Below are 20,664 nucleotides of genomic sequence, written 5' to 3' on the forward strand. Positions count from 1 at the left end.
AGACATCGATGCTGGAGGCCTTGAACAACTTGGCAATGGTCATTTCCGGCTCTGCATTGGTTTCATCCTCCTTTGCGTTGGCAGCCGTCATCATCCCCATCATCAAAAAACAAGAGGTTAATTTGAGCGGGAAGGGCAGGGGGGCTTTCATGGGGTTTTCTCCTTGGAGTTTGGAATTAAATTACGATGCTCATCATAGGAATACCGATACAAAGAATTCATAAAAAAATTGAACCTGTGCATGAAATTCCGGTCAATCCTTTCCGACAACTTCCCTCCCCTATTAAGCACAGACCGTGCCAACCACGAACCTCCCTAAAAGTTTCATTTTTTCCAACCTTTTAGGCCAATTTTTATCAAGATCCAAAAAAACCGCACCAAATAAGTGCGCTCCCATCGCATACCCGTCCAATTTGGAGCATGGCCCCCTGCAAATAAAGGGAATGACAAAAACCCGCGCACGAAAATTGGATAGAATGTTCTCTTGTTCAGCCAACCCTTCAGGAATCCTCCATGGACCCCCATACGTTGATCGACGAATTCACCAAAAAAATTTCTGACCTGGTTGCCAAGACCCCCGTTGCCGATGTGGAGAAGAATGCTCGCGCACTGTTGAGCAGTCTCCTGGCAAAAGCAGACTTGGTGACGCGGGAGGAGTTCGACCGTCAGACTCAGGTGCTGGCCCGCACCCGGGAGAAGTTGAACGAACTGGAAGCCAAAGTGGCGACTTGGGAAGCGCAGCAAGGAAAGTGACACCTTTCAGGCCATCACCGGGACCTCTGCTCACTTATGAGGGATTGAATTTTCCAAAACCGGTCCGATAATGCAATGCCTCGGCAATGGCGCTTTCAGACACACCCTCATCCATACCTAAATCCGCAATGGTGCGGGCCACACGCCATACGCGATGCACGGCCCGTACACTGAGTTCGTAATGATCTGCGGCGCGCAACAATAATTTTTTGGCCTGGGCGGATAAGGGGGCTACGCGATGCAGTGCATCACTCCCCAAACCCTCATTAGTCATACCCTGACGTTCATGCTGGCGTTCTTGAGCCGCAATGACGCGCTGGCGCACAACCCCGCTGGATTCTCCAGGGGATTCCGCCATCAGTTCCTCTGCCGTGAGGGAGGGCAATTCCCATTGCAGGTCGATTCGGTCAAGGAATGGACCGGACAGACGGCGCGTGTAGCGTTCCAGTTGAGGTTGGGTACACCGACACCGCCCGGCGGGATGACCGCGATAACCACAGGGGCAAGGATTCATGGCCCCCACCAGTTGAAAGCGGGCAGGATAAATGACCTTATGCGCCGCCCGGGATACCGCGACCTGACCGGACTCGAGGGGTTCACGCAGCATGTCCAGCAAATGCGTTGGAAACTCGCCCAGTTCATCCAGATGCAATGTTCCCCCATGAGCCAGGGAAACCTCTCCAGGATGAAGGTGTGTCCCGTGTCCTCCACCCATCAATGCAGCCGTCGTCACAGAATGATGAGGATGACGGAAGGGACGGACGCGCCAAAGGGAGGGATCGATGGTTTCTCGATGTGCTGCCCGAATGGCAGCCAGGGCCAAGGCTTCCGTTCCTGTCATGGGGGTACAAATGCCCGGCAGACAACGTGCCAATAGAGATTTCCCGACTCCCGGAGGCCCCACCAACAATAGATGGTGACGCCCCCCTGCGGCAATTTCCAATACCCTTTTCGCCTGACTCTGTCCACGGATCTGAGCCAGATCGATTTCCGGCATGATTACAGCAGCCCTGTCCTGTGGCTCCAAATGAACAAGCGGCAATAAAGAACGACTGGTCAAATGATCCCATACCTCACGCAGGTGGGTAGCTCCATATACCCCGGCAGGATAGCCATGTACGGCCTCTGGAGCCGAAGCCCGTGCCACCATCAACCAGTGTCCCGCCTGCGCAACAGCCACCGCCATGGGTAAAGCTCCATGAATGGCGCACAGGTCGCCATTCAATCCCAATTCTCCGGCAAATTCCCAATTTTCAAGCAGAGCGTGAGGCAAATGATTAAAAGCAGCCAGAATTCCTATGGCGATGGGCAAATCGTAGCGACTGGAATGCTTGGGAAGTTCGGCAGGGGCCAAATTGACCGTCACCCTCTGGAGGGGAAAACCAAAACCGCAGTGATTCAAAGCGGCGCGCACGCGATCCCGGCTCTCGCGTACCTCTGCCTCGGGCAAACCCACCAGATTAAACTGGGGCAACCCGCCGGACAGGTGGACTTCCACCCTCACCAGCGGGGTTTCCGCACCCCACAAAGCCCGACTGTAGACGCAGGTAAAAGCCATGATCGCCCTTTGGAAAGAATCATGATGCCCCATGACGGCATGCATCTTTCTTTCAAAAAGCGCAAGACAATCCGCTTCCTTGCGTATGCCAATAGCCCGCAGGAAAGAATTTCCGGGAAAGAGAACCGGCCCCTCAGAGCATGCCCAGTGTGAGCAACACGGATTCACTCATCCGTTCCCGTGTCCAGGGGGGTTCCCAGACCAATTCCACGTGGGCCGAATCAATGCCCGGCACCTCCGTCATCCGTTGTTCCACTTCTCCCGGAAAGGTTTGAGCAACGGGACAACCCGGCGCGGTCAAGGTCATCCGAACATCCACATGCGCCTGTTGGGGGTCGATGGTCAAACCATAAATCAATCCCAGATCATAAATGTTGACAGGAATTTCGGGATCGAAGACGGTACGCAAAGCGGCAATGACCATTTCCTCCAACTCATCCCGAGAAAATTCCGGAGCCGCTGCAGGTTTGGGTATGTCACTGGCATCCATCCCCGGAAACCCCGCCGCAATAGCCTCTTCCAAGGGAATGGAAGGAGGTTCGGGAGAAGGTTGACGACCCACGGAGACGTAACGTCTGGCTGACCCTTCGACTGGTTCGGGTTGAGGCTCTTTCTGGTTTAACCATTCAATCGCTGACATGATGATCTACTCCGTTGAAACCGGTTGATCGGCCTGATGCAGCGCTGCATTCAGGGTATGCCAAGCCAGGGTGGCACATTTCACCCGTGCCGGAAATTCGCTTACCCCCGCCAGAACGGCCAGTTTGCCCATCTCCACGGTATAAGGTTCTCCTTTGACCATGTGGTAAAAACCTTCGAACAACTCGGCTACCTCGGCTTCATGACGTCCCTTGAGGGCCTCGGTCATGAGGGAGGCCGAAGCCGTGGAAATGGCGCAACCCGAACCTTCGAAACGGGCTTCCTGGATAATGCCGTCCTCGACTTTCAGATTGAGAGACAACTTGTCCCCGCACAAGGCATTAAAACCATCGGCATGGCGATTGGCTCCCGGCAAAGGACCAAAATTGCGGGGATGGCGGTTATGATCAAAGATCACTTCCTGATATAGATCACGCAAATCACTCATGAGACCCTCTCAATTCAGGAACAGTTTTTGTACCCGTTCGATTGCCTGGAACAGGCTCTCGACTTCCTCCAGGGTGTTATACAAGGCAAAGGATGCCCGTGCCGTAGCGGGCAGGTGAAAATAGTCCATCACCGGCATGGCACAATGATGGCCACTGCGAATGGCCACCCCTTCACTGTCCAGAATGGTTCCAATATCATGGGGATGGATGCCCTCCAGCACAAAAGAAAAGATGCTGGCCTTGCCCGGTGCCGTTCCGATGATGCGCAGGCCGTTGACCCGTTGAGCGCGCTCGGTCGCTTCCTGAAGCAACCGGTCTTCATGGGCCGCAATGTTCTCCAGTCCCACGGACCGAACAAAGTCGATGGCTGCCCCCAGTCCGATAGCCCCGGAAATATGGGGCGTCCCGGCCTCAAACTTGTAAGGTATCTGATTGTAAGTGGTTTTCTCGAAGGTAACCTGCAAAATCATGTCCCCACCGCCCTGATACGGGGGCATCGCCGTGAGCAGGTCCTTTTTTCCATACAAGACACCGATCCCCGTGGGCCCATACAACTTGTGCCCGGAAAACACGAAGAAATCACATCCCAAGGCCACCATATCCACCGCCACGTGAGCCACTGCCTGAGCCCCGTCTACCAGCACCCTGGCACCTGCTGCGTGGGCCTTGCGGATGATCTCAACCACAGGATTCACGGTTCCCAGCGCATTGGACACCAAAGTGATCCCCACCAAACGGGTACGCGCCGTGAGCAAGTGATCCACCTGATCCATCAATAAAACCCCTCGCTCATCCATGGGAATGACCTTGAGTCGAGCACCCGTCATTTCGCACAGCATTTGCCAGGGTACGATGTTGGCATGGTGCTCCATCGCACTGATCAGAATTTCATCACCAGCCTCGAGATGAGTACGGCCCCACGTCTGAGCCACAAGATTGATGGCCTCCGTTGCCCCACGGGTGAAGATGATCTCTTCCACATGTGCCGCCCCCAGAAACGCGCGAACTTTTTCGCGAGCCCCTTCAAAGGCCTCGCTGGCTTCCTGACTGAGCGCATGGACGCCACGATGAATATTGGCATTGAAATGTTCGAAATAATATCGTTCCGCATCCAGTACAGCGAGTGGCTTTTGAGTCGTCGCGGCATTATCCAGGTACACCAAAGGTTTCCCGTGAACTTTCCGCTCCAGAATGGGAAATTGACGACGCCAGAGATGAGGGTCAAACATGGCCATTCTCCTCAACCGTGCCACCCAACAAGCGCCGAACCTCTGCGCGCACGTCAACATGGGGAATCGCTTCGGCAATCTCCAGGGTAAAGGCCTGAATCAACAGGGTACGGGCCAAATCCGCGGCAATCCCGCGCGTACGCAGATAAAACCACTGCTCCTCGTCCAGTTGACCCACCGTAGTACCATGGCTGCATTTCACATCATCGGCGAATATTTCCAACTGAGGTTTGGTATTGACTTCGGCCTTGTCGGACAACAACAAATTGTGGTTTGACTGGCGTGAGGATGTTTTCTGGGCATCCAGTGCCACCCGAACCCGTCCATTGAACACGGCTTTGCCCGAGCCCTCCAGCACGCCCTTGAAACACTCATCACTGGTACAGTGCGGGGAATCATGTTCGATCGTGGTATGAAAATCCTGCAGGGCACGGTCCGCCACCCGATACATGCCTTTGAGAACACATTCGGCATGGGGCTCAATCAAGCGCAGAGTAATATCATTGCGTCCCAGCGCGCCAGACAAGGCGAAGGCAAAAACTTGCAGTTGGCTACCGGCGCGCTGGAGCCCATGCAACGCAGCCGTATGGTAAGACAGGAGACCTTCCTGTTGCACCTTCACCAGGGTCAAACGCGCCTGAGGTGCCAGTTCGATGGCCGTCACCCAATTGCTGTGGGCAGGCTGATCGGTGCTCCCCAGGCAGTGTTCCCGTAGGGTCAACTCGCTGTTTTCTTCCGACTCGAGCAACAGAGCCCCATGACTCATACGTTGTCCCGTCAGACTCACCTTCACCAGATGCAACGGTGTTTCCAGCGCACATCCCGCATCCACCGTAATCCAGATTCCCTCTGTAAAAAGAGCGCCATTGAGTGCACCGAAAGCCGTCAGGGCACGGGCTGGCGCCATCTTTTGTGTAAATCGTTCCCGTTCCCGCGCATCCAGTTCAGACCAAAAACGCAGGTGAACTCCCTTGGGAAGTCCTTCAATCATGGATTGATCCGGTTGAAACATCCCATCCACAAAAACCAGGCGGGGCGCGGGTATTCCCTCCAGAAGCGCTCTCGGCGCTCCCTTCACCGCTTCTCTGGGTTCGATTGAGTGGTGCAGAGACAACTTCTCCAATCCCGACAAGGCGGTGTACTTCCAATCTTCGAGACGTGTCGTCGGCCACCCCAGGGCTTCGAATCGGGTCCATTCTGCCTGACGCTGGCTCCCTTCGACCGTCCCTTCCTGAGTCGCTTGTGCCTCAAAACTGGCGCGGCATTGGGCAAGGAATGGGTTCATGGCGCAACCACTCCTGCGTTCTTTGCATCCCCAACCCAGGCATAACCTTCGCGCTCCAATTCCAAAGCCAATTCAGGACCACCGGAGCGCTGAATGCGTCCATCGGACAGCACATGCACGAAATCCGGTTTGATGTAATCCAGCAATCGCTGGTAGTGAGTCACCAGAATCATGGCACGCTCGGGACTGCGCAAACTGTTGACCCCATGGGACACAACTTTCAAGGCGTCGATATCCAAACCCGAATCAGTTTCGTCGAGAATGGCCAAACTGGGTTCCAAAACCACCATCTGAAGAATTTCATTACGCTTTTTCTCACCACCGGAAAAACCTTCATTGACGGCGCGATAAAGCATCGACTCATTCATTTCCATCAACTTCATCTTGTCCTTGACCAGAGCCAGAAAATCCATGGCATCCAATTCAGGCAACCCGCGATGCTTGCGCTGAGCATTGAGTGCAGCCTTGAGCAGATAGACATTGCCCACCCCGGGAATTTCCACGGGATACTGAAAAGCCAGAAAAACTCCTTCTCGAGCCCGTTCTTCCACTGCCAATGCCAGCAAATCCTTGCCCTGATAGGTCACACTGCCCCCCGTGACGGTGGTATTCTCCCGTCCCGCCAGCACATTGGACAGGGTACTCTTCCCCGAACCGTTCGGCCCCATGATGGCATGCACTTCACCGGCCTTCACTTCCAGGTTGATTCCCTTCAAAATTGCCTTGTCGCCCACTGATGCCTGTAAATTCTTGATGCTTAACATAGCGTTTCCATCGTTCCAAAATGATTGAATTTGTCCTGAATCCCTGGAGCAAGTCTCAGCCCACGCTGCCCTCGAGACTGACCCCGAGCAATTTCTGCGCCTCCACCGCGAACTCCATGGGTAATTCCTTGAAGACTTCCTTGCAAAACCCATTGACGATCATGGAAACTGCATCCTCAGCTGACAGGCCGCGTTGACGGCAAAAAAACAGTTGGTCTTCACCGATCCGAGAAGTGGAAGCCTCGTGCTCTACCGTTGCCGTATTGTTCTTGACCTCGATATAGGGAAAAGTATGGGCTTGGCAACGATCTCCCAGAAGCAGGGAATCGCATTGCGTATGGTTACGCGCTCCCGTGGCCGACCGTGCCATGCGAACCAATCCGCGGTAAGCCTGTTGTCCAAACCCTGCGGAAATCCCCTTAGACACGATGGTACTGCGGGTATTCTTGCCGATATGAATCATCTTGGTTCCTGTATCTGCTTGTTGGCGATGATTGGTCAAGGCTACAGAATAGAACTCACCCACGGATTCCTCCCCACGCAAAATCACGCTGGGATATTTCCAGGTAATGGCCGATCCGGTTTCCACCTGTGTCCAGGAAATATGGGAACGCGCTCCCCGACAATCGCCACGTTTAGTGACAAAGTTGTAGATCCCTCCACGCCCATCCTTGTCCCCCGGATACCAGTTTTGTACCGTGGAATACTTGATTTTTGCATCTTCCAGCGCTACCAGTTCCACCACCGCGGCATGCAACTGGTTTTCATCGCGCATGGGGGCTGTGCAACCTTCCAGATAACTCACAGATGCACCTCGATCCGCAATAATCAGGGTGCGTTCAAATTGCCCGGTATTTTTGGCATTGATACGGAAGTAGGTAGACAATTCCATGGGACAGCGCACACCTGGCGGGATATAGACAAAGGAGCCATCACTGAACACTGCCGAATTCAAAGCCGCATAAAAATTATCCTGGACCGGCACCACCGTACCCAGATACTGTTTGACCAACTCGGGATGATGCTGCACCGCTTCTGAAAAAGAGCAGAAAATAATGCCAACTTCCGCCAACTTGTCCTTGAAGGTAGTAGCCACGGAAACACTGTCGAACACCGCGTCCACCGCCACCCCTGCCAAAATAGCCCGCTCATGCAAAGGGATTCCCAATTTTTCGTAGGTCTTGAGCAATTCAGGGTCCACTTCGTCCAGACTTTTGGGTCCATCCTTCTGTGACTTGGGTGCGGAGTAGTAGATGATGTCCTGATAATCAATGGGGGGATAATGAACACTGGACCAAGTGGGCGGAGTCATTTTGAGCCAGCGACGATAAGCCTCGAGACGCCACTCCAGAAGAAATTCTGGTTCGTTCTTGCGCGCAGAGATCAGGCGTACCGTGTCCTCGGACAACCCCTTGGGGATCTCATCCGCTTCAATGGAGGTTTCAAATCCATGTCGGTATTCCAGTGAAATCAAGCCTTCCAAAGTATCGGTGATAGAGTTCATGATCAGACTCTCAGTAAATTGGCTCGGGATGCCGGTAAATGAACGGGATGAACGGCGGGCAGACGCATTTCCGCCAGTGTCACCTGCGCCAGTGCATCATGCACGGCCTGGTTGATGCGCTGCCAGTTGGTCTTGATGGCACAGGAAATAGAACGCTGACAATCTCCCGGATGCTGGGCGGTTCCACAGTCGGTCAATCCCACCGGACCCTCCAAAGCGGTCACCACATCCACCATGGAGATCTGGTCGGGGCGACGCGCCAACAGATAGCCGCCCTTGGTTCCGCGCTGGGAATCAAGCAGATTGCCGTGAACCAGGGTTTTGAGTAACTTGGTGGTGGTAGGCAAGGGAACGCCCACGGCCAGTGAGACTTCCTGAGCCGTAAACAGGCGCGCCTCATCCTGCGCCATATGGGTGAGGATGAGAATACCGTAGTCTGTCAGTTTACCGATGCGAATCATACTGTTGTCCATATCAGACCAAAGGAATTCTTCGTATACAGTACCATTATAGTACTCTTTATAACCCTACGCAACCACCGAACTTTCTCCTTGATTTCCGAGAAATTTTCTCGGCGTCTTAACCTTGCAGACTTTCTTTTTTCTTTAACCAATCTGCTGCACCATCTTGGGTGCACTGATAGAATGGGCCGGCTAAACCTTAGGAATGAGCCCATGGTGCCCCATCTGACAACCGCCCTCACGGGCCCCCTGCTGACTCTGGAAAAACAGATTCTTGACGCAATGCCCCGCATCGAACATTGGTTCAGACACCAATGGCAGGAACACTCCGCTCCTTTTTACGCCTCCGTGGACCTGCGCAATGCCGGGTATAAACTGGCACCAGTGGACACCAACTTGTTCCCTGCCGGTTTCAACAATCTGAATAAGGCATTTGATGCCCTTTGCGTTCAGGCCGCCATGAGCGCAGTGGAGAAAATCTGTCCGGATACCCGCCAGTTCCTGCTCATCCCGGAAAATCACACGCGCAATCCCTATTACCTTCAAAATGTATCGTCCTTGAAGTCGATTCTTCAGCGCGCAGGGTTCACGGTGCGTATCGGCAGTTTACTGCCCGATCTCGCTCAACCCACCGAGGTGCCTTTACCCCAGGGAGGGTCCCTGCTGCTGGAACCCGTCCAACGCCAAGGCAACCGTCTGGTTCTGGAGAACTTTGACCCCTGCGCCATCCTGCTCAACAATGATCTGTCCGGCGGCGTTCCCGACCTGCTAAAAAATCTTTCGCAAGCCATAGTTCCCCCTCCCTGGGCCGGCTGGAGCACACGCCGCAAATCCCTTCACTTTACCGCCTATCGCCAGGTTGCCGAAGAATTTTGCCGCTTGATTCAAATCGATCCGTGGTTCATCGACCCTTATTTCGACCATCGTTCCGGCGTGGATTTTTCGCAAGGCATCGGTTTGGAGGAAGTCCAGTCCCAGGTTGCCGACTTGCTCCAAAAAATTCGTCAAAAATACCAGGAATACGCCATCAAAGAAAACCCTTTTGTGATTCTCAAGGCAGATGCGGGTACCTATGGAATGGGAGTCATGACCATCAAGGACCCCAAGGAACTGAATCAACTCAATCGCCGCCAACGCAACAAAATGGCCGTCATCAAGGAAGGTCAGGAAGTCCATGAGGTATTGCTGCAGGAAGGGGTACCCACCTTCGAAACCGTCGAGGACTCCGTAGCAGAACCCGTGGTCTACATGATGGACCATTTCGTGGTGGGGGGATTTTATCGGGTTCATACCGAACGGGGAATCGACGAAAATCTCAATGCCCCCGGCGCCCATTTCGCCCCCCTGGCCTTCCAGACCCCCGCCATGTCTGCAGACTGTACCCACCAACCGGATGCGCCGCATAATCGTTTCTATACCTATGGGGTTGTCGCCCGTCTGGCACTGTTGGCTGCAGCGCGCGAGTTGGAAATGATGGCGCCCCGATTCTCCTCCTGACTTCACCCACGGACCTTTCCCCATGGATCTGGCTTTTCTCATCGACCCCCTGGACCAACTCAAGCCTGACAAGGACTCGACCCTTGAAATCATGCGTGCCGCCAACCAACGGGGACATCGCCTCTTTGCCATCGAACCCACAGGACTACAACTCGACCAAGGTTGGGTTCAGGGTTGGACCCTTCCCCTTGACTATACGACCTCTCAAGGAATCCTGATCCCACAGCGCAGTGCAGCTTCTTTTCGCAAACTGTGCGATTTTTCGGCAGTCCTAATGCGCAAGGATCCCCCAGTGGATTCCGAGTACCTTTTTGCCACCCATCTTCTGGACCTGGCGGAGGGGCAGGGCGCACGGGTTTTCAACCGGCCTCAAGCCCTGCGTGATTACAACGAAAAGTTGGCCACGACCCTTTTCCCTCATCTCTGCCCCCCCACACTGGTGGCCCGCACCCAAGACGCTTTTCGTATCTTTCTGAAACGCCATCAGGACATCATTCTGAAACCTCTGGACGGCATGGGCGGACGGGAAATCTTTCGCGTGAAAGCACAGGACCCCAATGTGGCAGTCATTCTGGAAACCCTGACGCGCAACGAAACGCGCACCATCATGGCCCAACAGTATCTTCCAGCCATTCAAGAAGGTGACAAGCGTGTCCTGATGGTGCAAGGGGAACCTTTGCCCTATTGCCTTGCCCGTCTGCCCGCCCAGGGAGAAACTCGAGGTAATCTGGCGGCGGGGGGACGGGGGATAGCCCAGCCGCTCGATCCCTCGGATCAGCGGCTTGCCGAGGAGGTGGGGCCTTTCCTGCGCAAAGCTGGCGTGTTATTGGCGGGTCTCGATATCATCGGTACCCATCTGACCGAAATCAATCTCACCAGTCCCACCTGCTTCCGTGAAATTCGGGATCAGACTGGCTTTGATGGGGCAATGCAGGTCATCGAAGCCCTGGAAAGAGCCTGCAGACAGATTTGATCCACCAAGTCATCGAAGGAAATACCCTGTGCCGCTGCCGCCTGGGGAACCAGGCTCATCGCGGTCAGACCCGGCAACGTATTGACTTCCAGACACCATAACCGCCCCTGTGCATCGAGACGAAAGTCTGCTCGGCTATAACCCTGTAACTTGAGGGTGCGGTGGGCCAGAAGAGACAGACGCTGAACCTCGCCCGTCTGGTCAGGAGAGAGTTCAGCAGGAAAAACTTCCCGTGCGCCTCCCGGCTGATACTTGGCCTCGTAGTCAAAAATGTTTCCCTTTTGCAGGACGATCTCCCCCACCGTCAATGCCTGACTGCCCAGCACCGGTCCGGTCAATTCTCGTCCCGGAACGAAACGTTCCACCATAACTTCATCATCATGCTGGAAGGCCAGTGTCAATGCTTGTGGCAACTCTTCTGGCGTATGTACCACCGACAGGCCCACCGTCGAACCCTGCTTGCTGGGTTTGACCACGACGGGCCAACCCAGCATCCCTTCGATCTCCTCACATTCCACGGGGGCCATCAACCAGTCCGGCGTAGGAACTCCAGCCGCCCGAAGCAAGCGCTTACTTACGTCTTTATCCATGGCCATGGCACTTCCCAACACGCCACTGCCGGTATAAGGAATGCCGGTCATTTCCAGCAACCCCTGTATCCGCCCATCCTCTCCTGCGCCTCCATGAAGCGCCAAAAACCACAGATCCGGAAAAAAATTCTCCGGCAGAGTCAGCCAGGAAGGGATGCCATGGGACAGCACCCGTTCCCCGGAATGACGGATACCCACCCGTTGAGCCAATAACTCTTTTTCCTGCGCCGGCGTCAGCCAACCCTGAGCCGTGTCCACCACCCGGACCTGCTGCCCCCTACGCCGCAATGCTTCCACTACCTGCACGGCACTGGCAATGGCAATGTCGCGTTCGGCACTCATACCCCCCGTCAACACGGCAATGGCGAGGGAATCGCCGCATACCGATGAATCAACCACTATTACGCAACCCAGCCGCCACCCCATTGATGGTCAAATAAATGGCACGTTTCACGGCTTCTCCCTCCTCTCCAGAACGGAAAGAACGCAGCAGATCTACTTGAAGATGATTGAGGGGGTCCATGTAGGGACGCCGTTCGCGAATACTCCGAGCCAGCGTCGGATTCGACTCCAGAAGTTCTTTCTGTCCGGTGATTTCGCGCAAGGCATGGGTCGTCAATTCAAATTCCGTGCGAATTTCGTGGAAAACTGCATCGCGCAATGCTTCGTCACTCACCAAACGGGCATAGCGTTGGGCAATGACCAGATCGGTCTTGGCCAGTACCATATCCATATTGGAAAGCAAGGCTTGCAGGAAAGGCCAGGTACGGTACATACGACGCAGGTAGTCCCACCCCTCGACATGGGCCGCACAAAACCGTGCCACCGCACTGCCAAACCCGTACCACCCCGGTAAAATCATACGCGACTGAGCCCAACTGAATACCCAGGGAATAGCACGCAAATCCTCGATTTTCTGGGTTTTACGACGGGCTGCCGGACGACTGCCTATATTTAATTCAGCAATTTCACTGACGGGGGTGGCCTCCCGGAAAAAACTTTCAAACCCCGGCGTCTCATAGACCAAAGTTCGGTAGCGTTCAAAGGCATAGACCGATAACTCCTCCATCAGCGTATAGAATTGCTCCCGTCCTTGCAGATCGCGATCCCGATCCAGCAAGGTGGCCTCCAGCGTGGCTGCCACCAAAGTTTCGAGATTGCGTCGTCCGATGCCGGGATCAGAATACTTGCTGGCAATGACTTCGCCTTGTTCCGTCAGACGAATCTGGGCGTTCACACTGCCAGCGGGTTGCGCCAGAATCGCATAATAACTGGGACCGCCGCCGCGTCCCACCGAGCCACCCCGTCCGTGAAACAAACGTAACTCGATCCCATGACGGGAAAAAATCTCCACCAGGATCTTTTCTGCCTTGTAAAGCTCCCAGTTAGCGGTCAAAAATCCGCCATCCTTATTGCTGTCGGAGTATCCCAACATGACTTCCTGGGTACGCTGACGACTGTTTAGCAACTTCTGGTAGACAGGCAAGGAAAATAAGTGCTCCATGATCTCGCCACAACCACGCAAATCGGAAATAGTTTCAAACAGCGGAATGATGTTCATGCCCAGTTGAGGGTTCTCTCCAGGCAGCAACAAACCCGCTTCCTTGAGAATCAGAGCCACCTCTAGCAGATCGCTGACGCTATCGGTTTTCGAGATGATGTAGTTGGGCAATGCCTGCGGACCAAGGGAGCGATGAATTTCCCGAGTCACGTCAAATACATCCAGTTCACGTTGCACCGCTTCGCTGAATCGGGAAACGTGGGAACGTAACAAACGGGGACTTTCCAACTCGCTTATCAGTACGCCCACCCGTTCGGATTCACTCAGCGCGAGATAATCCACGCCCACGCCGCCCTGAGTCAGCAATTCTGCCACCGTAAGTGCGTGAAATTCGGAATGCTGGCGCAAATCCAGGGGAGCCAAATGAAACCCGAAGGACGAAATGGCGCGAATCAGCAAACTCAAACGCCCCTCGGCCAGCAAACCAGAACCATGGCCCACCAGCGAAGTTTTCAGAAGTTCCAGATCCGCAGAAAATTCTTCCACCGATTCGTAGGGATCTGCCTCGTCCACCTCTTCGTTCTGACGAAAACACCCCAGACGCAAGGCGGTCTGAAACAGGCGCGCATGAATATGCGTGAGCGCACGCCGATAGGGTTCTTCGAGACGACTGTCGGTGCGTTCCGGCGAACGCTCGGCCAAGGCCATGACCTCCGGCGACACCTGAACCAGACGGAAAGAAAGAGATAACTCACCGCGCAGGGTCATCAACTGGGTCAGGTAAAACTCCATGGCCACAGCGCTGTGACGACACATGGCATGTTGGGTGACTTCTGCAGTCACGAAGGGATTTCCATCGCGATCGCCCCCAATCCAACTGCCCATGCGCAAAAAGGAAGGGAAATCCTGAGCAATGCTGGCGTATTCCGGATCTTTTTCCAGGGCGGCCGCCACTTGAGACTCGAGGCGCGGCACCTCGCGCAAAAAAGTATAACGATAATAAGACAGTCCATTCTCAATTTCATCATGGACACGCAACTTGAAGGTGCGCAATTCATTGGTTTGCCACAGGGTCAAGACCGCCCGGCGCAGGGCAGCATCATTGGCTTCCTTTTCTTCCGGAGTCAGCGCGATACGGGTCCGTTCCTCCAGCCGGTTGGCGATCAGCAGATGGCAATCGAGCACACTTTTGCGTTGTACTTCCGTGGGGTGTGCTGTCAGGACCGGTGAAATAATGGCCCGTTCAAAAAATCTCCTCACCGTAATTGCATCCACATTGGCCTGCTTGAGACGTTGTAAAGCCAGTGCGATGCTGCCCTCGCGAGGCGGGGCGCCAGCTTGGGAATAGGCCATGCGGCGCCGGTTGTGGTGCAGGTCTTCCGCAATATTGCACAGATGGGAGAAATAACTGAAAGCACGCACCACTGCAATGGTGTCCTCCGGGCTCAACCCATCCAGACCGTGTTCCAGTTGGACCCGTGCCTTGTCATCACCGGTACGACGATAACGAATGGCAGTCTGGCGTATTCCTTCGATCAACTGGAAAATAACTTCACCTTCCTGATCGCGCAGTGTGTCGCCCAGAATCCTGCCCAAAAAACGAATATCGTCGCGCAAAGGCAAGTCCTTGTCCAAATTGGTGGAAGAAGTCATGTCCGACCTCCGTTCAAGGCATCCTTCATGCTAGAATTCCACATCTCGGATGCACTCATTGTGTTCTTCATCATGCCTTCTCCAGAAATCATCATCGCCACTCGTGAAAGCCGGTTAGCCCTGTGGCAGGCCGAACATATCCAGCAACAAATGGCAGGATTATATCCCCTTGCGCACTTCTCGTTGCTGGGAATGACCACCACGGGGGATCAAATCCTCGATCGTACCCTCTCTGCCGTGGGAGGAAAAGGTCTTTTCGTCAAGGAATTGGAATTGGCCATGCTGGAGGGGCGAGCCCACATGGCCGTGCATTCCATGAAGGACGTCCCGATGAACCGCCCCTCCGAACTCGTCCTGCGGGTGGCAGGGCCGCGCGAAGATCCGCGCGATGCCTTTGTCTCCAATAATCATGAAAATCTGGCCGCCCTACCGGCTGGTGCCATCGTAGGAACCGCCAGTTTGCGGCGTGAATGCCAGATCCGAGCCCGCTTTCCCCACCTTGACGTCCGCCCACTGCGCGGCAATCTGGATACCCGTCTGCGCAAACTCGACCAAGGTCAGTACCAAGCCATCATATTGGCAGCTGCCGGTCTGCGCCGCCTGGGTTTGGCGGATCGCATTCGCTCGCTCATCGACACGGAGGACAGTCTGCCTGCCGTAGGACAGGGCGCGCTGGGATTGGAGTTTCTAGCCAACCATCCGACCCTGGGAAACTGGATTGACGCCCTGGTAGACCCGGCCACCGAAGCTTGTGTTTTTGCCGAACGTACCGTCTCCTGCCGTCTGGCAGGCAGTTGCGATGTCCCGCTGGGTGCCTTTGCCGAGGCAGAAGGCGAGATCCTGACCCTGCGCGCCTTTGTAGGCAACCCAGCCGGCACACGTATCATTCGTGCCTGCCAAAGCGCTCCATTGTCCCAGTACAAAGCGCTTGGGGACGGGGTGGCCATGGACCTGCTTGATCAGGGTGCGGCGGACATTCTGAACGCCTGTCGCGCCTGAAACAATGCCGACCGGGTTGCTGATTACCCGCCCCCGCGCCGAAGCCACCCGCTTGGCAGAACGTCTGAATTCGCTTGGAATTCGCTCCTGGGTCTACCCAACCATCGACATCACCCCCCTGACACCCACGGCAGAATCTCTGTCCTGGGCCGCCCAGGCAGCACTATGGATTTTTGTCAGCGCCAATGCCGTGCATGCGGGCTGGGGCTTCCTTGCTCCTCTCCACAAGGAAACCCACCGTTTGGCTGCAGTCGGTCTGGCCACTGCCCGGCGCCTGCAGGAAGTCAGCGGAACTTCTGTGCTCTACCCGGAGCAAGGCTCCGATAGCGAGGCCTTGCTGACACTCCCTCTGTTCCAAAGGATGGACCGATGGAAAATCGCCATCATACGAGGACGCGGAGGACGGGAATGGCTGAGGGAGACTCTGGAACAGAGGGGAGCCCAAGTAGGCTACATCGAATGCTACGTCCGTCAGGTACCTCAAAGCAATCCTGAAACCTTGGAGGAGGCCTTGCAGGCCGGTGCTTCCATCTCGGTGCAAAGTACCGAATCCTTCCACAATTTGTGGGCCATGGCCTCGCCAGCGCAACGGGAAATCCTGGCAACCCGGCCCTTCATCGTCAGTCATTCGCGCATCGCCACGGCGCTACGCGCGCTTGGGCTGCCCCACCCCGTGGTACTTTCTCCCGGGGACGATGCATTAATTGCCCATTACCAGAAAAAGGGGCATTCCCATGGTTAACGAACAACCGCCCGCCACCCAAAAGTCCTACTTGCCCGGACGTTTGACCCTCTTGATCATCCTTCTGGGACTGGCGGGATTGGTCTTCTATCAACGCAACCAGTTGCTGGATTTGCGCCAGGATTTGAGCAAACGATTATCCCAAACGGATCAATTATCTCAGCAAGTACAAAGCCTGGCTCAACAAGCCAATGAAACCAGCCGTGAAACCAGTACCCGTCTGGTCGTGCTCGAGTCACGGTTTTCCGATACCCAAAATCAACAGGTAGAACTGGCAGCGCTCTATCAGGACCTCATGCGTCATCGCGACGACTGGATTCTGGCCGAGGTAGAACAATTGGTCATCATCGCCAACCAGCAACTGGAATTGACGGGTAATGTCCAGTCAGCTCTGGCTGCTCTGGAAGCCGCTGACCTGCGCCTGCAACGTCTGGATAAACCCGCCCTGAACCATCTCAGAGAAAATCTGAAACAGGACATGGATCATCTGCGTGCGCTCCCTTATGTGGATACCAACGGAATCACTCTGCGTCTGGATTCCATGATCCAACAGGTGGATGGCTTGGCACTGGCCTCGGATACCCGCCCCAAACCACCACCGCTCCCGAAGGATACGAGAACCAGTTGGCTGGAACGGCTGACTCAGGACATGCTGCTGGAGTTGAATAACGCCATCCGAATTCGCCGCATGGATACGCCTGAACTCCCCTTGCTCACCCCCGAGCAAACCTATTTTTTGCGTGAAAATCTAAAATTACGTCTCTTCGCTGCACGCATCGATGTGCTGGCCCGCAATGAGGTACGTTTTCGCAGTGAACTTTCAGAGGCGCAGCATTGGCTGCAACGCTACTTTGATACGGCAAACCCTGCGGTCAAAAATTTTCTGTCCAATATTCAACTCCTGACCACAACGCCCGTCAGTGTCCCACTGCCCGATATCAGCGCCACACTGGCTGCCGTACACGCCGCCAGAGGAGGAAATCCATGAGGTTACTGCTTGGATTTTTCATTCTTTTCATGCTCGCCACGCTTCTTGCCCTGTCCTTCAACATCACGGCAGGCTATGTCTTGATCGTTCAGACCCCGTGGCGTATCGAGATTTCCCTGTCGGTATTTATTCTGGGTCTGGTACTGATCCTTCTGGTACTCAATCTGGTGGGGCATATGTTCTTCAAAATCTGGCAACTCCCCAAACAGATCCGCAACTACCATCTCCGCCGCTCGAGAACGCGCGCGCGCGGTGCCCTGTATCAGGGATTAACGGCCTATTTCTCTGGGCACCCGGAGAAGGCTGAAAAAATGGCAACCGTCGCCCTCAGGGGGGAGGAGGCGCGACCTCTATGCCTGATGCTGGCCGCTCTATCCGCCCATGAAGCACACCACTTCGAAGCCAGGGACCGCTACCTGAGTCTGGCGCAGGAAGAAGGCCCCGAAACCCTGTCCATGCTTTCGTCGATTCGTTCCAGGATGGGGCTCACGACGAAGGTCAACGACTCTTCAAGTCCCTGAGGGCACGAAAGGATCGGAATAAAACTCGTTTTCAGGCAAGGCACGGCTTTCGGTAAAAGTTTTGAATCCTGCTTCCACCATGCGCGATGCACCACAGGCATAGACCTGATGGCAAGACAGATCCGAAAAATCATCCAGAATGGCCTGATGGACAAATCCGGTCCGCCCGGTCCACTGATCTTCCGGCAAAGGCGCAGACAACACCGGAACGAAAGTGAAATGGGGAAGTTCCGCCTCCCAAATGCGCACGATGTCCCGTTGATACAAATCCACGGCACTTTGCACTCCCCAGTACAACGCCATGGGACGATTGATGCCCTTGTGGCGCGCGTACTCGATCATGCCCTTGATGGGTGCGAAACCCGTGGCACCTGCCATGAAAATGATCGGTTTTTCCGAATCTTCCCGCAAGACAAAGGCACCCAGAGGCCCTTCAAAGCGCAAGATGCTACGTTCCTTCAGTTCATTGAATACAAACCCGGAAAAATTTCCCCCTGGATAATGACGGATATGCAACTCCAGCAAGGCAGCATCATGGGGAGAATTGGCCAGGGAAAAACTGCGCCGCTTTCCGTCCTTGAGTAAAAAGTCGATATATTGTCCCGCCATGAATTCAAATTTTTCATTGGCGGGCAACTTGAGTTTGAGCACTACCACATCGTGGTTGGGACGTTCAATGGCCTCCACCCGGCAGGGCAACTTCTTGATTTGCATATCCGCAAAACCACTCACTTCACGTGCCTCGATAACCACATCCCCGATGGGACGCGCACAACAGAAGAGCGCTTTTCCCTGTGCCTTGTCCTCTTCGCTCAAAGCGCTGGCTTGATAGTCGCCGTAGTCCACTCGTCCCTCCAGAACCTTGCCCTTGCAACTGCCACAGGCGCCGCTGCGACACCCATAGGGTAAACCAATGCCTTCGCGCAGGGCTGCCTGCAACAGGGTTTCTTCATCGTTCACCTGAAACTGGCGACCGCTGGGTTGGACTGTAACTTGGAATGACATGGCCGTTCTCGCGTAAATGACGTTACAATGACTTGATGAATTCTTACCTGATCATCGGCGCGGGTAATGTGGCGCGTCGCGTCCTTCCCTTATTGAAGGGCTCGGGTCCCGTGTTTACCCTCTGCCGAAGAACGGAGGCGATGCCTCAGTGGCGTACATTGGGCGCCTTGCCAATTTTGGGCGACTTGGATCATCCCCATACCCTGCTGCGGCTTACAGGACTGTCACACACCGTACTCCATTTTGCCCCACCCGGACCCACGAGCCAGGATGACACACGCACCCGACACCTGCTTGCCGCGCTCGGACGGGGCACCAGTTTACCACAGCGTTTGATCTACATCAGCACCACCGGCGTCTACGGTTCTTCAGCGGGAGACTGGCTGGATGAAACCAGTCCAGTCCGCCCCCATACCGCCCGTGCCCGACGTCGGGTCCACGCCGAAACCCAACTGCGCGCTTTCGGTCGCCGCACAGGTTGCCGGGTGATCATCCTGCGCGCGCCTGGCATCTATGGCGAGCATCGTTTGCCTCTTGAACGACTCCGGAAAGGCGTTCCCTTACCCCTGGAAAATCCGTGGACCAATCATATCCATGAACTGGATCTGGCCCGTTCCGTGGTTGCGGCCTGCACCCTGGGAAAATCGCAACGCGTATATAATGTGGTGGACGATCAACCCCTCCCGATGGGGGAATTTTATGGGTCTCTGGCTCAACATCATCACCTGCCGCTTCCACCCTTTCTCCCTCTTTGTGAATTGGAAAAAATTCTTGACCCCTTCAATCTCAGTTTTTTGAAGGAGTCCCGACGTATTCACAACCAGCGTATCAAGCAAGAATTACACCTGAATTGGTGTTATCCCAGCGTGCTCTCATTTCTGAAATGAGTAGCGATATTCGTTAAATTTCTGGACATTTTCAGTGATTTCGAGGCAAAATCGCGACATGAAAAAAATTCTCGTCGTGCACGGTCCAAACCTGAATGCGCTGGGAACCCGCGAACCCACGGTTTACGGCAATTCGACTCTGGCCGATCTGGATGCCCGTCTGCGCACTCTGGGAACCGCACGGGGAATATCCGTGGACTGTTTTCAAAGCAACTGGGAAGGGGCGCTCATCGACCGTATCCATGATGCCCGTGTCGACGGAACTCAAGCCATTCTCATCAACCCTGGGGGGTTGACCCACACCAGCGTGGCTTTGCGCGACGCTCTGACTGCTGTAGACCTCCCTTTTATCGAAGTACACCTGTCGAACATTCATGCCCGGGAACCCTTTCGCCACCACTCCTATCTGTCGGCTATCGCGGTGGGAGTCATCTGTGGATTGGGGATACGGGGATATGAACTGGCCCTCGACTATTTCATGAACAAGGCGTAACACCATGGACCTGAGAAAATTAAAGAAACTGATTGATTTGGTAGAAGAGTCGGGCATTAGCGAACTGGAAATCACCGAGGGAGAAGAGAAAGTACGCATCGCCAAGTTTGGCAGTTCGGCTCCCCAGTATGCCTATCCCCCCTCGTATGCCCCGCCCCCGCCCCCCCACACCC

20 protein-coding genes and 1 pseudogene are annotated in these 20,664 nt (G+C 54.9%); 10 read left to right on the forward strand and 11 right to left on the reverse strand.

The annotated features are described in order from the left end of the window. Positions 1 to 513: 513 nt before the first annotated feature. Positions 514 to 753, forward strand: coding sequence for an accessory factor UbiK family protein (locus IV91_RS0110990; RefSeq protein WP_031598337.1), 240 nt, complete (start codon positions 514 to 516; stop codon positions 751 to 753). A gap of 34 nt (positions 754 to 787) precedes the next feature. On the opposite strand, the gene IV91_RS0110995 is transcribed toward IV91_RS0110990, so the two are convergent. From IV91_RS0110995 to IV91_RS0111030, 8 genes are all read right to left on the reverse strand, one after another. Next, on the reverse strand, positions 788 to 2,311 hold the full coding sequence (locus tag IV91_RS0110995; RefSeq protein WP_031598338.1) for a YifB family Mg chelatase-like AAA ATPase: 1,524 nt from the start codon (positions 2,309 to 2,311) through the stop codon (positions 788 to 790). A gap of 133 nt (positions 2,312 to 2,444) precedes the next feature. Further along, positions 2,445 to 2,801 (reverse strand): DUF59 domain-containing protein, encoded by a 357-nt coding sequence (locus IV91_RS0111000; RefSeq protein WP_031598340.1) that lies wholly within the window; start codon positions 2,799 to 2,801, stop codon positions 2,445 to 2,447. 156 nt (positions 2,802 to 2,957) lie between these two features. Continuing rightward, entirely contained in the window at positions 2,958 to 3,398 is a 441-nt protein-coding gene (gene sufU, locus IV91_RS0111005) for a Fe-S cluster assembly sulfur transfer protein SufU (protein WP_031598341.1), read from the reverse strand. Positions 3,399 to 3,407: 9 nt separating this feature from the next. Further along, positions 3,408 to 4,634, reverse strand: a complete 1,227-nt coding sequence (locus IV91_RS0111010; protein WP_031598343.1) for a SufS family cysteine desulfurase — start codon at positions 4,632 to 4,634, stop codon at positions 3,408 to 3,410. Then, positions 4,621 to 5,913 (reverse strand): Fe-S cluster assembly protein SufD, encoded by a 1,293-nt coding sequence (sufD, locus tag IV91_RS0111015; protein WP_035417865.1) that lies wholly within the window; start codon positions 5,911 to 5,913, stop codon positions 4,621 to 4,623. Before sufD ends, IV91_RS0111010 begins: the two co-directional genes overlap by 14 nt. Then, the gene (gene sufC / locus IV91_RS0111020; RefSeq protein WP_031598346.1) at positions 5,910 to 6,677 is read right to left on the reverse strand and encodes a Fe-S cluster assembly ATPase SufC; all 768 of its coding nucleotides are present in this window, start codon (positions 6,675 to 6,677) and stop codon (positions 5,910 to 5,912) included. Before sufC ends, sufD begins: the two co-directional genes overlap by 4 nt. Before the next feature lie 55 nt (positions 6,678 to 6,732). Further along, positions 6,733 to 8,181, reverse strand: coding sequence for a Fe-S cluster assembly protein SufB (gene sufB / locus IV91_RS0111025; protein ID WP_031598347.1), 1,449 nt, complete (start codon positions 8,179 to 8,181; stop codon positions 6,733 to 6,735). A 2-nt stretch (positions 8,182 to 8,183) separates the two neighbouring features. Next, positions 8,184 to 8,642: an SUF system Fe-S cluster assembly regulator gene (locus tag IV91_RS0111030; RefSeq protein WP_031598348.1), complete on the reverse strand. Its 459-nt coding sequence runs from the start codon at positions 8,640 to 8,642 to the stop codon at positions 8,184 to 8,186. Positions 8,643 to 8,855: 213 nt separating this feature from the next. Here IV91_RS0111030 and gshA point away from each other — a divergent pair, with 213 nt between their 5' ends. Both gshA and gshB read left to right on the forward strand, forming a co-directional pair. Next, positions 8,856 to 10,139: a glutamate--cysteine ligase gene (gene gshA, locus IV91_RS0111035; protein ID WP_031598349.1), complete on the forward strand. Its 1,284-nt coding sequence runs from the start codon at positions 8,856 to 8,858 to the stop codon at positions 10,137 to 10,139. 22 nt (positions 10,140 to 10,161) lie between these two features. Then, entirely contained in the window at positions 10,162 to 11,112 is a 951-nt protein-coding gene (gene gshB, locus IV91_RS0111040; protein WP_031598351.1) for a glutathione synthase, read from the forward strand. Here gshB and IV91_RS0111045 read toward each other — a convergent pair. Together IV91_RS0111045 and ppc are read right to left on the reverse strand one after the other, a co-directional pair. Next, positions 11,046 to 12,101, reverse strand: coding sequence for a D-alanine--D-alanine ligase family protein (locus IV91_RS0111045; protein ID WP_200874386.1), 1,056 nt, complete (start codon positions 12,099 to 12,101; stop codon positions 11,046 to 11,048). The genes gshB and IV91_RS0111045 overlap by 67 nt on opposite strands. After that, a complete protein-coding gene (gene ppc, locus IV91_RS0111050) occupies positions 12,094 to 14,856 on the reverse strand; it encodes a phosphoenolpyruvate carboxylase (protein WP_031598354.1) in 2,763 nt (920 codons plus the stop codon). The genes IV91_RS0111045 and ppc overlap by 8 nt, the downstream gene beginning before the upstream one ends. Before the next feature lie 27 nt (positions 14,857 to 14,883). On the opposite strand from ppc, the gene hemC reads away from it, so the two are divergent. The 4 genes from hemC to IV91_RS0111070 are packed head-to-tail and all read left to right on the forward strand — an operon-like array spanning position 14,884 to position 18,106. Next, positions 14,884 to 15,855, forward strand: coding sequence for a hydroxymethylbilane synthase (gene hemC, locus IV91_RS0111055; protein ID WP_227509450.1), 972 nt, complete (start codon positions 14,884 to 14,886; stop codon positions 15,853 to 15,855). A gap of 4 nt (positions 15,856 to 15,859) precedes the next feature. Further along, the gene (locus IV91_RS16895; protein ID WP_051862598.1) at positions 15,860 to 16,597 is read left to right on the forward strand and encodes a uroporphyrinogen-III synthase; all 738 of its coding nucleotides are present in this window, start codon (positions 15,860 to 15,862) and stop codon (positions 16,595 to 16,597) included. Then, positions 16,590 to 17,585, forward strand: coding sequence for a uroporphyrinogen-III C-methyltransferase (locus tag IV91_RS0111065; RefSeq protein WP_051862599.1), 996 nt, complete (start codon positions 16,590 to 16,592; stop codon positions 17,583 to 17,585). Before IV91_RS16895 ends, IV91_RS0111065 begins: the two co-directional genes overlap by 8 nt. Next, a complete protein-coding gene (locus IV91_RS0111070) occupies positions 17,582 to 18,106 on the forward strand; it encodes a heme biosynthesis HemY N-terminal domain-containing protein (protein WP_031598358.1) in 525 nt (174 codons plus the stop codon). The genes IV91_RS0111065 and IV91_RS0111070 overlap by 4 nt, the downstream gene beginning before the upstream one ends. Here the strand turns inward: IV91_RS0111070 and IV91_RS0111075 are convergent. Next, a complete protein-coding gene (locus IV91_RS0111075) occupies positions 18,095 to 19,111 on the reverse strand; it encodes a CDP-6-deoxy-delta-3,4-glucoseen reductase (RefSeq protein ID WP_031598359.1) in 1,017 nt (338 codons plus the stop codon). The two genes, IV91_RS0111070 and IV91_RS0111075, sit on opposite strands and share 12 nt — an antisense overlap. A 35-nt stretch (positions 19,112 to 19,146) precedes the next feature. Here IV91_RS0111075 and IV91_RS0111080 point away from each other — a divergent pair, with 35 nt between their 5' ends. The 3 genes and pseudogenes from IV91_RS0111080 to IV91_RS19775 form a co-directional block, all read left to right on the forward strand. Then, positions 19,147 to 19,998 carry an SDR family oxidoreductase gene (locus IV91_RS0111080; RefSeq protein WP_031598360.1) on the forward strand — a complete coding sequence of 284 codons (852 nt, stop codon included), beginning with the start codon at positions 19,147 to 19,149 and terminating at the stop codon, positions 19,996 to 19,998. A 58-nt stretch (positions 19,999 to 20,056) separates the two neighbouring features. Beyond that, positions 20,057 to 20,491 (forward strand): type II 3-dehydroquinate dehydratase, encoded by a 435-nt coding sequence (gene aroQ / locus IV91_RS0111085; protein ID WP_031598361.1) that lies wholly within the window; start codon positions 20,057 to 20,059, stop codon positions 20,489 to 20,491. Positions 20,492 to 20,495: 4 nt separating this feature from the next. Next, a pseudogene (locus IV91_RS19775) lies at positions 20,496 to 20,664 on the forward strand (acetyl-CoA carboxylase biotin carboxyl carrier protein); the annotation flags it as partial.

The organism is Ferrovum myxofaciens (assembly GCF_000735045.1).
Classification (GTDB): Bacteria; Pseudomonadota; Gammaproteobacteria; order Burkholderiales; family Ferrovaceae; genus Ferrovum; species Ferrovum myxofaciens.